Origin of the sequence: Uniformispora flossi (assembly GCF_049534875.1) — a bacterium.
Taxonomy (GTDB): domain Bacteria; phylum Actinomycetota; class Actinomycetes; order Streptomycetales; family Streptomycetaceae; genus Yinghuangia; species Yinghuangia aomiensis.
In genome coordinates this window covers 176,683-190,380 of record NZ_JBMULZ010000014.1, presented here as the reverse complement: position 1 = coordinate 190,380, position 13,698 = coordinate 176,683, and the positions used below count along the sequence as shown (strand labels likewise).

General features: G+C 72.8%; 11 protein-coding genes and 5 tRNA genes. 7 read left to right on the top strand and 9 right to left on the bottom strand.

The window, feature by feature from the left end:
- Nucleotides 1-144 precede the first annotated feature (144 nt).
- The 6 genes from ACPA54_RS27430 to ACPA54_RS27405 form a co-directional block, all read right to left on the bottom strand.
- Nucleotides 145-1,308 carry a PP2C family protein-serine/threonine phosphatase gene (locus tag ACPA54_RS27430; RefSeq protein WP_423534055.1) on the bottom strand — a complete coding sequence of 388 codons (1,164 nt, stop codon included), beginning with the start codon at nt 1,306-1,308 and terminating at the stop codon, nt 145-147.
- 133 nt (nt 1,309-1,441) lie between these two features.
- Nucleotides 1,442-1,513, bottom strand: a tRNA-Val gene (locus ACPA54_RS27425).
- Nucleotides 1,514-1,612: 99 nt separating this feature from the next.
- A tRNA-Val gene (locus ACPA54_RS27420) sits at nt 1,613-1,687 on the bottom strand.
- A gap of 37 nt (nt 1,688-1,724) precedes the next feature.
- Nucleotides 1,725-1,795 (bottom strand) — tRNA-Cys (locus ACPA54_RS27415).
- Between the two features lie 37 nt (nt 1,796-1,832).
- A tRNA-Gly gene (locus ACPA54_RS27410) sits at nt 1,833-1,905 on the bottom strand.
- 1,179 nt (nt 1,906-3,084) lie between these two features.
- Nucleotides 3,085-4,899: a DUF4328 domain-containing protein gene (locus tag ACPA54_RS27405; RefSeq protein ID WP_423534054.1), complete on the bottom strand. Its 1,815-nt coding sequence runs from the start codon at nt 4,897-4,899 to the stop codon at nt 3,085-3,087.
- A 677-nt stretch (nt 4,900-5,576) separates the two neighbouring features.
- Between ACPA54_RS27405 and ACPA54_RS27400 the strand changes: the two genes are divergently transcribed.
- From ACPA54_RS27400 to ACPA54_RS27390, 3 genes are all read left to right on the top strand, one after another.
- Nucleotides 5,577-6,659, top strand: coding sequence for a chorismate-binding protein (locus ACPA54_RS27400; RefSeq protein WP_423534053.1), 1,083 nt, complete (start codon nt 5,577-5,579; stop codon nt 6,657-6,659).
- Nucleotides 6,656-7,492, top strand: a complete 837-nt coding sequence (locus ACPA54_RS27395; protein WP_423534052.1) for an aminotransferase class IV — start codon at nt 6,656-6,658, stop codon at nt 7,490-7,492. Before ACPA54_RS27400 ends, ACPA54_RS27395 begins: the two co-directional genes overlap by 4 nt.
- A gap of 159 nt (nt 7,493-7,651) precedes the next feature.
- On the top strand, nt 7,652-8,509 hold the full coding sequence (locus tag ACPA54_RS27390) for a GNAT family N-acetyltransferase (RefSeq protein ID WP_423534051.1): 858 nt from the start codon (nt 7,652-7,654) through the stop codon (nt 8,507-8,509).
- A 67-nt stretch (nt 8,510-8,576) separates the two neighbouring features.
- On the opposite strand, the gene ACPA54_RS27385 is transcribed toward ACPA54_RS27390, so the two are convergent.
- Entirely contained in the window at nt 8,577-9,092 is a 516-nt protein-coding gene (locus ACPA54_RS27385) for a DsbA family protein (protein ID WP_423534050.1), read from the bottom strand.
- A 121-nt stretch (nt 9,093-9,213) separates the two neighbouring features.
- Here ACPA54_RS27385 and ACPA54_RS27380 point away from each other — a divergent pair, with 121 nt between their 5' ends.
- Complete coding sequence (locus ACPA54_RS27380; protein ID WP_345680376.1) at nt 9,214-9,774, top strand: hypothetical protein; 561 nt, start codon at nt 9,214-9,216, stop codon at nt 9,772-9,774.
- 446 nt (nt 9,775-10,220) lie between these two features.
- Here the strand turns inward: ACPA54_RS27380 and ACPA54_RS27375 are convergent, their stop codons facing one another.
- Nucleotides 10,221-10,634 (bottom strand): SsgA family sporulation/cell division regulator, encoded by a 414-nt coding sequence (locus ACPA54_RS27375; RefSeq protein WP_345680424.1) that lies wholly within the window; start codon nt 10,632-10,634, stop codon nt 10,221-10,223.
- 511 nt (nt 10,635-11,145) lie between these two features.
- Here ACPA54_RS27375 and ACPA54_RS27370 point away from each other — a divergent pair.
- From ACPA54_RS27370 to ACPA54_RS27360, 3 genes are all read left to right on the top strand, one after another.
- Nucleotides 11,146-11,607 (top strand): TIGR02611 family protein, encoded by a 462-nt coding sequence (locus ACPA54_RS27370; RefSeq protein WP_423534049.1) that lies wholly within the window; start codon nt 11,146-11,148, stop codon nt 11,605-11,607.
- 64 nt (nt 11,608-11,671) lie between these two features.
- A tRNA-Val gene (locus ACPA54_RS27365) sits at nt 11,672-11,743 on the top strand.
- Between the two features lie 554 nt (nt 11,744-12,297).
- The gene (locus ACPA54_RS27360) at nt 12,298-12,936 is read left to right on the top strand and encodes a DedA family protein (protein WP_423534048.1); all 639 of its coding nucleotides are present in this window, start codon (nt 12,298-12,300) and stop codon (nt 12,934-12,936) included.
- A gap of 74 nt (nt 12,937-13,010) precedes the next feature.
- On the opposite strand, the gene ACPA54_RS27355 is transcribed toward ACPA54_RS27360, so the two are convergent.
- Nucleotides 13,011-13,697, bottom strand: a complete 687-nt coding sequence (locus tag ACPA54_RS27355) for a DUF305 domain-containing protein (protein ID WP_423534105.1) — start codon at nt 13,695-13,697, stop codon at nt 13,011-13,013.
- Between the last annotated feature and the right edge of the window lies 1 nt (nt 13,698).

Genomic DNA, 13,698 nt, shown 5'->3' with positions numbered 1-13,698 from the left:
AGCCGCGCCCCGCCGTCCCGGCGGGTCGCCACCCAGTAGAGGGCGGCGCTGTTTCCGCGACCGTCGCGGCATGTTGCCGCCACGTGAAAGAGATCTGACAACACACCGCCGCGGCCGCTGCAACTCCGGTCCGCGGCCGACCGGTCAGATCAAATGCGGCACCCGCCGCCGACCCCCCGCCGACCGCTCCTTCCGCGGACGCTGCAGCACCAGGGCCGCCGCGTCGTCCTGCAACGGGCCGCCCGTGTGGCCGCGCAGATCGCTGTACAGGTGCAGCACGATGTGCTGCGGCCACGCCCTGCTCCACCCGGCGAGCCGAGCCGCGGCGGGGTAGAACCGGCCCTCCGCGTCGCGTGCTTCGCTGATGCCGTCGGTCGTCGCCACCAGCGTGTCGCCGGGACCGAACGCGACCGTGTGCTCCACGTACCGGACCCCGCCCGGATACAGCGTGGACAAGCCCAGCGGCGGGGCGATGTCCGGGAGTTCCAGCTCGGTCGCGGTGCCCTCACGCAGCAGGATCGGCGCGGTGTGCCCGCACGTGACCAGCCGCAGCGTGTCCGTCTCGTCGAACGCCATCAGCAGCGCCGTCGCGAACCGCTCGCCCGCGGGCCCGGTGCGCTCCGCCGCCAACCGGTGGATGCGCCCCTCCAATCGGCTCGCGACCTCCGTCAAATCCTTCTCGTAATACGCCGCTTCCCGGAACGCCGCCATCAGCGCCGCCGCCGTGTGCACCGCGGGAAGGCCTTTGCCGCGCACGTCTCCTATGAGCATCCGGATGCCGTGCGGCCCGTCCACCACCGCGTAGAAGTCGCCGCCGACCAGCGTCTCGGCCTCCGCCGCCATATACAGGCTCGCCAGGTCGAGCCCCGGCAGCCGCGGCGGCACCGGCTCCAACACCGCACTCTGCAACGTCATCGCGACCGAACGGGCATGCCGCAACTGCGCCTCACGCCGCAGCCGGGTCGACGTCACCCCGAGCGCCACCAGACCGAGCGAGGCGACCACCGTCACGTGGATGAACTTCGACGTGACCGTGGTGGATTCACACCACGTCACCAACAGCGCCGCGGTCAACGTCGACACCACCGCGAGCCCGGCCACCTGCCGCCGACTGCACACACCCGCCGCGGCCGGCGCGATCAGGCCGAGCGACACCGCGCCGGGAATCGCCGGATCCACCAGGGCATCGATCACCGCGATCGCCAGCACCGCGGCGTACGCCGCGACCATGGCCCGGCGGTCGCCCGGCCGCGGCTCGGGGGCGATCGCCCCCCGGTCGCCGGCACGCCGTCGGCTCAGGAAGGTCATAGGGGCAGGCCTGTCGGTCGAGGAAGCTCCCGGCGGTGCCCGGTCGCCGGGCACGTCATGCTATCCAAAAGCCAACACGAAGAAGGGCCGACGGAGTTCCCTCCGGCGGCCCTTGCGCGTCGTGCAACTGCGGTGCGCGATACTGGGATTGAACCAGTGACCCCCACAGTGTCAGTGTGGTGCTCTCCCGCTGAGCTAATCGCGCGGGACGGATCTTGCGATCCACGGTGATCCTACTACGGTGCTGCACCCCTCATGATCAGGGCCGCCCCGGATGGCTCCGAAAGCGGCCCGACCGATCGGGTGGTGCGCGATACTGGGATTGAACCAGTGACCCCCACAGTGTCAGTGTGGTGCTCTCCCGCTGAGCTAATCGCGCGGGGAAGATCGTTCCGGCGGACCGGAACTCACTCCAGAGGTGGAGACGGGATTTGAACCCGTGTAGACGGCTTTGCAGGCCGTTGCCTCGCCTCTCGGCCACTCCACCAAGCTTGGGACCGTTGCCGATCCCTGTGCTTCTTCCGAGCGGACGACGAGATTCGAACTCGCGACCCTCACCTTGGCAAGGTGATGCTCTACCAACTGAGCCACGTCCGCGTGCCGACCGTTTCGCGTTTCCGTGTCCCGGCGACGTGATGAACTTTAGCGGAAACCCACGCCAGGACAAATTCCGTTTCCCCGACCCGGGTCCCCTGGGCGAAATGTCCACCCTGCCGGGGTGAAGGGCGTGCGGGGGGCGAATGCGCAGGTCACGGGGCAGGGAGGGGGCAGGCGGGGGCAGACGGGCAGGGGCGCTGCCGAGGCACGAGGGAAGGGGGGTCGTCGGTGACGTCACGCCCGCTCCGCACCGGATGCCCTGCTTCGGTCCCCTGGTCTGTTCCCGGCGAGCGTGCGTGATGTGTCCCGGCTCCGGCTGCGTGACGGGGGCGGGCTGCCCGGCCACGGCCGACCGCCCGCTGTGCGGTGAGGCGGTGCCGCGGGAGACGCGGGGCAGTCGGCGCGGGCTTTCGCGAGTCGAACCGGCGGCCACGTCGACGCCGGCCGGCGCACGTGACCCGTCGCGGCAACCGCTCGGCGGCGACGCCCGTTCGGTCACGGTTCCCGGCAGCGCGCGGCGTCGCAGGCCCCGGTAGCGGCCCACTCCATGCTCGTCAGCGGTCAGCGGTCAGCGGTCAGCGGTCAGCCGTCGACCCGGCCACCGGGCGGCCGCAGGCTTGCTTGCCCCACGCAGCCACTTACCTGCAACCCGGCGCTGCCTTCGAGCTGCGCGGTCGGCCATCGTCCCGCGCTCACTCCGGGTCATCCACCCACCCGGACTCGGTCACGGCGGGTACCTCGCGCCCCGCGACTACGCCGGGAAGTCCTGGTTGACGTCGGGCGGATCGCCTCCCCGTCCGGCCGACGGGGGACGCGCAGGTGCGGCGGCGCAGCGGAGTGCGTCAGGACGGGCCGGGGTGTCGTCGAGGAGGTTGCTCAGCTGTGGGCGGCGTCCCACACGAGGTGTAGCGCCAGACCGTCCGCCGCCGGATCCGTGCACCCGGCAGCACATGCCTCCATCTCCCAAGCCGCACGGGGACGGCAAACCGGCCACTCCCGCCCTTGCGGTTGCCGTCCGCGGGCCGGGCACGATCTTCGGCCTCCGTCACCTCGCGCGGCACCCACTTGGGGGGCGGATCCGCTCGGCGCCCGTTTCCGAGAAACACCAAGCCCGGCTGCCGTCATCGGCAGCCGGGCCGTGTGTCCCAGGGGACCTGGGGGTGGTTCAGCGGCGTGCGGTCAGGAGCGTCGGCCTTCCGACGGGGCCTCGGTTCCGGCGTCGGCGGGGCGGGCCGGGGTGGCGCCGTCGGCCGAGTCGGCGGCCGGGGCCGTCGAGGTGCCGTTCGCGGACGCGGTGTCCACGGCGGGCAGGACCGTCGTCGGGGCGGCGGCGGGGGCCTCGTCGGCCGTGTCCTCGGCCGGTGTCGCGGCGGCGGCCGGAACCACCGTGGTCGCCGCGTCGGCGGGTGCGTCCGCAGCCGGTGCGGCGTCGACCGGGGCAGCGGGCAGAACTGTGGTCTCGGCGGCGGCCGGGGCAGCCGCGGCCTCCTCCGCGTCCGTGCCGAGCGCGGCATCCGCGGGTCCGGCCGATGCGGCGTCAACCGGGGTGGCGTCAACCGGGGTGGCGTCGGCCGGTGCGGCCGGGAGGACCGTGGTCTCCGCCGCGGCCGGGGCGGCGGCGGCTTCCTCGGCGTCCGTGCCGATCTCCGCCTTCGCGGGTGCGGCGAACGGGGCGGGCTCCTCGGCCGGGGTGGCAGGCAGCACCGTGGTCGCGGCCGCCGGGGTGACTGCCTCCTCGGCGTCGGTCCCCTCGGCGTCCGTCTGCTTGATGTCCGTGCTCGGGACTGCTGCCGCAGGTGCGGCGGACTCGTCCGTCTCGGCGTCGAGTCCGGCCGCGGGCAGTACGGTCGTCGCCGCGGCCGCCTCCGGCGCCGAATCGCCGGCGTCCGCCGCGGTGTCGTCCTTGGTCAGCGACAGTGCTGCCGCGCCGGCACCGGCCTCGGCAGCCGACTCCGCAGCCGCCTCCGCGGCCTCGGCCGTCACCGTCGGAGCCGCCGTCGGCATCGGCGGTGCGGTCTGCGCGGTCGCGCCGGCGACCGGGCCCGCCTCCGCGGCCGTCTCCACCGCGGGCGCCCCCGCCGGAGCCGGCACCTGCGCGGCGCCCGCCCAGGCCGCCGCCGGGTCGGTCGTGAGCCCCATCGCGGCGAACGCGGCCGCCTCGCGGGCGTGCTGGAACGTCGTGATCTTGCGCACCACGAGAATCGTGGCCACCGCCGCGAGCACCATCAGGATCTGCGTGCCGCCCGACACGTAGTCGGCCGTCCGCAGGTCGGAGGCGTCGTCGACCGTGATGTCGTCCTGGTTCGGGTACAGGAACAGCGTCCCGATCGTCGCGCCGGACCCGAGCAGGCACAGCACCCACCACACCCAGAGCAGCGGCTTCCGCCCCGGCGTCGCGCCGCCGCGTTCCGCCGCCTGCGGGTCGCTCGCCTTCCACACGTCGTGCGCGATCAGCTTCGGGAACCACCACCACACCACGGGGCAGAACCAGCCGCCGATCGCCCACCCGCGCGCCAGCCGCTGGCGCGACGGGCCGAACAGGTCGACGTTGCAGCGCGCCCGGTAGAACCAGATGACGAACACCACGCCGGCGGCGAGGGCCACCGTGCCGGTCAGCCCGCCCGCGGCCGTGACGAAGTCGTCCGCGTTGTTGGCCTCGCTCACCGACACCGAACTCGGGTCGTCGATCAGGTCGTTCAGCAGCGACGCGCGCATGACGTAGGCGATCAGCGTCACCACGGCGCCGATCGCGGTCACCGCGAACAGGGCGTACACGGCCGTCGCGAGGCCGCGCAGCGGCTTGAACGGCTGCGGCGGGCGCCAGCCCGGGAAGGCCGGAGCACCGGGGTAGGCCCCGGCCACCTGCGGGTACGCACCTCCGTAGCCCGGCGCCGCGTAGCCCGGCACGGCCGGGGGCGCGAACGGGGCCTGTCCGTACGGCTGCTGTGCGCCGTACATCGGCATCTGCCCCGGCATCGGCATTTGCCCGGTCATCGGCGCACCCATGGGCGCCCCCACCGGGGCCGGCATCTGCCCGGGGTACGGGTATAGCGCTTGCCCCGGCATCGCCGGCGGCATCATCGGCTGCCCAGGCGGCTGCCCCGGCGCCGCGTACCCGGGTGGCATGGGCGGCGCGGACGGGGCGCCCGGTGCGGCGCCGTAAGGATTCGGCAGGGCCTGTCCGGGCGACGGCTGCCCGTACGGCGCGGGCGCCGCGGCAGGCTGGGAAGTCGCGGCGCCGGCCGGCGGAACAGGAGCCGGCGGCGCGGCCGGTGCGGCGCCGCAGTGCGAGCAGCGGTCGGCCTGGGTGGACCAGGTGCCGCAAGCGGGACAGAGCACGAATGGAACCCTTCGGTGACGTCGATGGCGAACAGCCAGTCGGTTGGCACTGCGTGGGAATCAGGCCACAGGCCTGGCGGTGGAAGGGCTTCCGGCCGTCCGTTCGCGGAGTCCGCCCCGGCCGTCCGTCCCGCCCACCACCGCGGGCGCACAAGCATCTCCTCGCCCCCCGACACCGCATCATGCCGTGTGCCGGTCTTCGCCGGAACGGGTGACCAGATCACGATGTCCGGACGGCATGTGCAGCAGCGGTCCCGCACCGTGAGGAGTCGGGATCATCCATACAATAGGTGTCCGCCCCGCATCCCGCCCCGACGATTTCCGTGGGTCCCGTGAAAACCAACGACCTTCCCGCGCTCGCCCACTTGGGCGGCCGCCTGGCGACCGGGCTGCGCGACGTCACCGACGACCCGGCCGCTCTCGACTCGCACGGATTCTGGGCGGTCGTCGCGGATTTCGAAGGCGGCCTCGTGTGCGCCCGGTTCGACGACGTCCGCGAAGGCCCGCTGCCCCCCGCCCCGTGGCACGGCCCCGCGCCCGACGCGTGGACCAGTTCGCTGGACGCCGACGCCTACCGCGAGGGCGTCCGCCGCATCCGCGGCTCCATCGAGCAGGGCGAGGTCTACCAGGCCAACCTGTGCCGCATGCTCACCGCTCCGCTGCCCGATCCGGCACGTGCCGACATCACCGGCCTCGCCGCCCGCCTCGCCCGCGGCAACCCGGCACCGTACGGCGGCGTCATACGCCTGCCCGGACACGGCATCCACGTCGCCTGCGCCTCACCCGAATTGTTCCTGCGCCGGCGCGGCGACCGGATCGAGTCCGGGCCGATCAAGGGCACCGGCCGGACCGAAGCCGACCTACTGCCCAAGGACTACGCGGAGAACATCATGATCGTCGACCTGGTGCGCAACGACCTGAGTCGCACCAGCGCGACCGGCACCGTCACCGTCCCCGACCTGTGCATCGTCGAGAAGCACCCCGGGCTGGTGCACCTCGTCTCCCTCGTCGAAGGCCGTCTCGCCGACGGCGCCGGATGGCCCGAGCTGTTCGCCGCGACATTCCCGCCCGGATCGGTCAGCGGCGCTCCGAAATCGAGTGCGCTGCGCATCATCGCCGAACTGGAGCCCGTCCCGCGCGGCCCCTACTGCGGCGCCGTCGGCTGGGTCGACGCGGACCGCCGCGAAGGCGAGCTGGCCGTCGGCATCCGCACCTTCTCCATCGACGCCGAGGGCCGCCTATGCTTCGGCACCGGCGCCGGAATCACCTACGGCTCCGACCCGCAAGGCGAATGGGACGAAACCGAACTCAAGGCCTGGCACCTGCTGTCCGTCGCCGCGGGCGACGACGGCCCCGGCCGGGCCCCGGAAGCCCCGCGCACCGCACGACCCGAAGGAGACCGAGGACCCGCATGAAGATCTGGCTCGGCGACAGCACCGGCGGCGGCCTCGTCCACCCGGAAGATGCCACCGTCTCCGTCGTCGACCACGGGTTCACCGTGGGCGACGGCGTCTTCGAGACGATGAAGACCGTCGACGGCCAAGCCTTCGCGCTCACCCGCCACCTCGACCGCCTCACCCGGTCCGCCCGCGGCCTCGGCCTGCCCGACCCGGACCACGACCTCGTCCGCGACGCATGCGAGCAGGTCCTCGCCGCGAACCCGACGGACGGCGGCGCCCGCGTGCGCGTCACCTACACCGGCGGCGCGGCCCCCCTCGGCTCCGACCGCGGCGGCGCCCCCGCGACCCTCGTGGTCGCCGTCGGCCCGTCCCGGCCCCCGGCCGACCGCGCCGCCATCGCCACCGTCCCGTGGACGCGCAACGAGAACGCGCCCACGGCGGGCCTCAAGACCACCAGCTACGCCGACAACGTCGTCATGCTCGCGCACGCCACCCGCCGCGGCGCCTCCGAAGCGGTCTTCGCGAACACCGCCGGCAACCTCTGCGAGGGCACCGGCTCGAACGTCTTCGTCGGCATCGGCGGCAAGCTCCTCACCCCGCCCCTCGCGGCCGGCTGCCTCGGCGGCATCACCCGCGCCCTCGTCCTGGAATGGACCGACGCGGAAGAAGCCGACCTGCCGTTCGCCGTCCTCGCCGACGCCGACGAGGTGTTCATCACCTCTTCGCTCCGCGACATCCAACCCGTCGACCGCGTCGACGACCGCGAACTCCCCGGCACCCCAGGACCGTTGACCCGCGCCGCGATGGCAGCCTTCGCCGCCCGCGCAGCCGACGACATCGACCCCTGACGTTCGCCGGACCTCCGGCCGCCGCACCGCCCCGGTTGACACCCGCCGCCCCGGGGCAGCACCACCTCGACGGCGTCGCCGCCCCGCGCGGCCGCGCCGTCGAGCCCGACGTGGCAACGTCGCCGGGCACGCCGCCCCGCCGGATCGGAGGATGCCCAGGTGACCACGACGCTCCGGCCCGCACCCCCGGCCCACCACGCCGACCCGGACCCCGGCGACTGGTACGCGGTCTGCGCCAACGGCCGCCCCATCGGCCGCCTCCACCTCGCCACCTACGGCACCTGGGGCCCCGGCACGGGCTGGATCGACCACGTCGAGATCCTCGCCTCGCGCCGCCGCCGCGGCCACGCCTGCGTCGCGCTGCTCGCCGCCGAGGAGATACTCCGCGGCCGCGGCTGCGGACGCGTCGCCGTCGAAGTCCCCGAAGGCAACCTCGCCGGCCTACGTCTCGCCGCCACCCTCGGCTACGTCTTCGACAGCCGCTACCTCCTGGCCCGCGTCCGCGGCGGCCTCGGCGCCGCCCGCACCCTCCCCAAACCGCCGCCCGGCCTCACCCTCGCCCCGATGAGCGCCGATGAACACGCCGCCTACACCGCCGGCGCCCGCGCCCGCTACACCGCCGACCTCACCGCCGCCGGCTGGCAGCCCCGACACGCCGACCTCCGTACCGCAGCCCGCCTGGGCAGCGAGGAACCACCGGCAGGGGGACCGGCGGACACCGGAATGCCCGCCTACGCCCTGACCGACTCCGGCGGCAGCCTCCTCGGCACCCTGTGGGCCGCCCCCTCGCCCGGCATACCCGGCCGCGCCGAGATCCGTGCCCTCGACGTCGCCCCGGAAGCCCAAGGCCGCGGCCACGGCCGCCTCCTCCTGCGCACCGCCGAGCACCTCGCCTACCGCGCCGGCCTCGGCGAACTCGGCCTCGAACTCCTCGGCCCCGCACCCGGCCCCCGCCACCTCGCCGCCGCGCTGGGCTACCGGACACAGAGCCGCCAGCTCGGCAAGGCCATCCTGTGAACCGGCGCTTCGCCTGACAGGCGCCGCGTGACGTGTCCGGCCGCGGGCGCGGCCGTTTGCTCCGTGCTCAGGCGCCCTGTCCGGCCGCCGCCAGCAGCTCCTCGATCTTCTCCCGCAGCCCCGTCTGGTCCTTGCTGCCGTCGAGCAGCCGGCCCGCGACCTCGTACGTCGGCGTCCCCTTCACGCCGATCGCCGCACCCTCCGCCTCGTCGGCGTCCACCTGGAAAATGTGCCGCCCGTCGATCAGCGCCAACTCCAGCTCGTCGGCATCCAGGCCCACCGACCGCGCGATCTCCACCAGCAGGCGCTCGGCAGCGGCCCCCTTCGCCTTCGCCAGGTCCTCCACACGCGCCAGCACGGCTTCGACGTACGGCCACAGCGCGCCCTGCGCCCGGGCCTCCTCCGCGGCCTGTGCGGCGATGTGCGCGTGCTTGTGCTTCTCCAGCGGGAAATGCCGCAGCTCGACGACGAGTTCGTCCCCGAAGCGGTCCCGCAGCAAGGCCAGGTCACCCAGCGCGGTCCGGCAATCCGGACACTGCAACTCACACCACACGTCGATCCGCGACACCACACGACCAGTCATCCGCCCAGTCTCCCAGCACCGACGGCGACCCTCGGCCGTCCCCGCCCCACCCCGTCGACCGCCACCGCAGCGCGGCCCGCAAGGCACTATGGGAGTTGTTCCAATGCGGAGGGAGCGCGACATGTCCGGCGCGGGCGTGGTGACGGGGGCGGTGTGCGCGGCATTGACCGGGCTCTGCTTCGTGTGGGCGGTGCGGTCGGCGCAGCGGGGCGGGTACCTCAAGGCGGCGCGGTGGGTCGGGATCGGCTTGCTCCCGATCGGCATGTACCTGACCGGGCTGGCGACGCTCGGCCGCCGGGTCGGCAGCGCGCTGACCGACTGGGCGACGAACCTCGCGTTCGGCATCCAGGCCTGGGCCGGGGTCGCCATTCTGGCCGTCGGGGTGTCGATCCTGCTGGTCGTGCGCATGGTCGGCGCGCGGCGCGGGGGTGCGGGGGAGTCCCGTCCGGAGGCGCGGGCCGGCGGCGACACCGACTGGGCCGGGCTGGCGGGCCTGACCGGCGGTGCCGGGCGTTCGCTGCCCACGGGGCAAGCGCAGGCGCAGCAGTCCGGCGGCCAGGCGGCGGCCGGCCGGCAGCCCAAGCCCGCCAAGCAGAAGCAACCGCGCCGGGGGCGTGACGACACCGGCCTGGGCAACGAGTTCGCGGAGATCGAAGAGATCCTCAAGCGTCGCGGAATCTGACCGGCGGGCAACCGGATAATGCGCGTGGGTTAGTGCATATCGGGCATCTGCCCTGCGGCCGTATTGTCCGCTGATACGCGCTCGTCCGCATCCCGAGACCGCCCCGTCCGCCTTCTCCGGCGAACTCGCCCGACCCCGGCACGCGTTCCGCAAAGCCCGGGATGCGCTCCCGCGAATAGGTATGCGCAAATACCGGGAAAGTCGGCGCGGGCCCCGATCAGTCAACCGCAATCAGGTCCGGAACAAGTCGAACCCAAGGGGAACCCAAAAGACGGCAGTTCCAAGAAATGCGGACGCCGGCACGTCCACGACGTGCCGGCGTCCGTCCGTCCGGCCCCGGAGGCCTCCGGAACGCCTCCAGAGACGACGGAGCCGACCGGGCCCTCTTCCCCGAGTGGGGGGCCGGTCGGCTCCGCTGCGCGGCCGACGAGGGGCGCGAGCCCCGGTCAGCTCTCCGCGAGGATCTGCGACAGCTCGCGGTCCAGGTCGAAGTACCGGTGTTCGGCACCCGGCGCGACCGCGGCGTTGGTGCGCTTCAGGAAGGATTCGAGGGCCCGCGCGGGGGCCTCGAGAAGCGCTTCGCCCTCGGGGGAGCTCAGCGCGATGCACACGATGCCCTGGCCGTGGCTCCGGGAAGGCCAGACGCGGACATCGCCGGTGCCTGCGGGCTGGCGCAGCCCTTCGGCGAGCAGATCGCGGGCGAACACCCAGTCGACCGTCTCATCCGCACCGGTGTGGAAAGTGGCATGCACTGCGTAGGGGTCCGAGGAGTCGTAGCGCAGTCCCGCGGGGACGGGAAGCGAAGACTCCGCGGAGACGACGAGGCGCAGGTGCAGCTCGCAGCTCACCGTGGTGTTCATAAGCGCCATGGCCTTTCGCTCAGTGTGCGCTCGGGGATTCGCACTCGGCGTTCGCAACATCCCACCTACGCGCGGTTCGTAAACGTCGTTGCCCGATATACGCGGCTCTGGGTCATCCTTAAGGGCGACGGTCCCCGGAAACCCGGGATTCCCGTCCCGCGCAGCCGTACGGCGTAGTTCCGGCGACCGCCGGACTTCGCCGAACAGGTGTTCTGATACGGGTTGCGCATGCGGTACCGATGCCCCGTCCCGGGTGCCCCATGACACCCGTGACGCAACCCGCAACCTCCTGTGGCACAACCGATGCAAAACGGAGGCGGCGCCGGGCGGCGAGCCCTTGTACCGTGGACGCCCCGTACCAACACGCGCCCAAGCGGAGCCCAACGGCAGCTCAGCAGGTTGCCAAGAGCAGCCCAAGGAGCGTCAGGCGGGGCGCGTCGTCGGGGGAAGCGGCGCGGAACCACGCACCGACCGGCACGGCAGCGACACGACAGCGAGGGGACACGTGGCCATGGACACGGGGGCCGCAGGCGCCGAGAGCGCCGACGCGACCAAGAACGTCGGCGAGGCGCCCGACGCCGAGACCAAAAACACCGACGGCGCCGTGCCACGCCCGCGGGCACACGGCTCGCGCGCACCGCACTTCGTCAAACGCTCGCGCCCGCTCCACCTGACATGGCAGATCGGCGTCGCGATCGTCGGGTTCGCGGTCATCGTCGCGGGCCTGATCATGATGGTCATCCCCGGCCCCGGCATCCCCGCCGTGCTCGTCGGCCTGGCCATCCTCGGCACCGAATTCGTCTGGGCGCAGCGCACGTTGCTCTGGACGAAAGACCAGGCCACCAAGGCCGCCCAACGCGCCCTCGACCCGCGCACCCGCCGCCGCAACCTGATCATCCTGATCGTCGGCGTCATCCTGATCGCCGCCGCGGCCGGCCTCTACGTATGGAAGTACGGGCTCGCGCTGCCCTAGGCCGCGAGGCCCCGCCCGATGGTGCGGGGCCACCCCGGCGATGCGGTAAGGTTCTTCTGCACCCGGGCGATTAGCTCAGCGGGAGAGCGCTTCGTTCACACCGAAGAGGTCACTGGTTCGAAACCAGTATCGCCCACTCGGGCTTGGGCGACCTGTGTCTGCGGAGAGCGCAGACCGGGTCGCCCTCGTCGTTTTTTGGCGGCTTCGCCGCGGCGGGGGGCTTCGCCCACCCGCACCCCCCTCTTGGGGCTGCGCCCCTTGCCCCCGCTTCTGCGGTGAGTGCGGATCTGAGGGGGATTGGGGCTGCGCCCCTTGCCCCCGCTTTTGGGGTGAGTGCGGATCTGAGGGGGATTGGGGCTGCGCCCCTTGCCCCCGCTTTTGGGGTGAGTGCGGATCTGAGGGGTTTGGGGCTGCGCCCCTTGCCGGCTCTTTGTGGTGGGCTTGCGGGCGGGTGGGTGTCCTCTTGTCTTGTCTTCCTGTTGCGGCGTGGGCTTCGGGGCGTCCAGTTCGTTGGGTGTTCGGGGGTGGAGGGGCGTTCACCTGGGGTTTCGGGCATCGGCTCGTGGGGAGCCGGGTGAGTGGTGAGGCGGGACCCGCTGTCGGGGTGGGTGGGGCGACGCGCGATGATCGGTCGGTGACCGACACCGACATCGACCTAACCGGCACCAACCGGTCGACCGGAGGCACCCCGTGACCGCGGCCGGAACAGGCCTACTGTTCTCGCCTTGGCTCTGGTTCGTACTGCCGCTCATCGTCTGTGCGGACTCCGTGGTCCCGATCATCCCCGGCGACGAACTCGTCATGGCCGCCGCGGCGGTCGGACGCGACCATTTCGGCTATCTCGCCCTCGTGCTGCTGCTGGCAGCCATGGGCGCCTTCGTCGGCGACCAGTGCGCGTACGCGGTGGGCCGGGCCAAGCTGCGCCGGGGCGGGGACATGACCCTCGGGCCGCGGCGGCAGAAGGCCTTCGATCTTGCCGAGAGTGCGCTCAACCGCGGCGGGATGGCCGCGTTGGTGGCGGCACGGTTCCTGCCCGGTGGTCGGACCGCGGTCAACATCCTTGCGGGACGGGTGGGTTACCCGCCGCGGGACTTCCGGGCAGCCACGCTGGTGGGTGCCTGTATATCGATGTCGTACGCGCTGACCCTCGGCGCGCTCGCCGGCCAGTTCGTGCACGACAGTCCGCTGGTGGTCGCGGGCTGCGGCATGGCCCTCGGGGCGTCGGTGCCGTTGCTGGTCGGCATACCCGCGCGCCTGGTGCGCGCGGTGCGGCAGCGGCGGCTGGACGCCGCCGCGGAACCGGCCGAAGCCGCGGCCGAAATCGGCTGACCGTACCGCCGGAAGCCCCGGAAAGGCCGGGGGCCGGATACGCGGTGCGCATCCGGCCCCGACAGGTGTCCGCGTCAGGCGCCGCGGGCCGCCAGCATCTGGCGCATCAGGTCGATCTCCGAGTTCTGGCCGACGACCATCGTCTTGGCGAGGTCCTTCGCCACCTGCGACTGCGCGTGGTCGAGGGCGTCCTGCGCCATCTGCACACCCGCCTGGTGGTGCTTGATCATCAGCTGCAGGAACATCACCTCGGCCTCGCGGCCCTTGAGCGTCTTGAGCTTTTCCAGCTCCGCCTTGGTCGCCATGCCGGGCATCAGCGGGTCGTCCGGACCCGGCGTCCCCATCGGCATCGTGTGGTCGCCCATCATCGCGGTCATGCCCTGCTGGCTCATCCACTGCATGGGCGGCGCCATCGTCGTCTGGGTCAGGCCCCACAGATCGAGCCAGCCGGTCATCTGGCCGATCTGGTTCTGCTGCGTCATGGCGATGTCGTACGCCAGCCGCCGCGTCTCCTCGTCCTGCGTCAGGTCGCGGACGATCATGCTCATTTCCACGGCCTGCGTGTGGTGCACCTTCATGTCGCGTGCGAAGCCCGCGTCCACGGAGGTGTCCGACGGCGGGTTGGCGACCTCGGCCTTCGGCACGCCCAGCATGACGGGGGAGCCCGTCGCGGCCGGCTTCTTGCCGCCGTCGTCCGAGGAGCACGCGGCGAGTGCGGGCAGGCCGAGTACCGCGGTCGCGACGAGCGCGGCCGCCTTCATC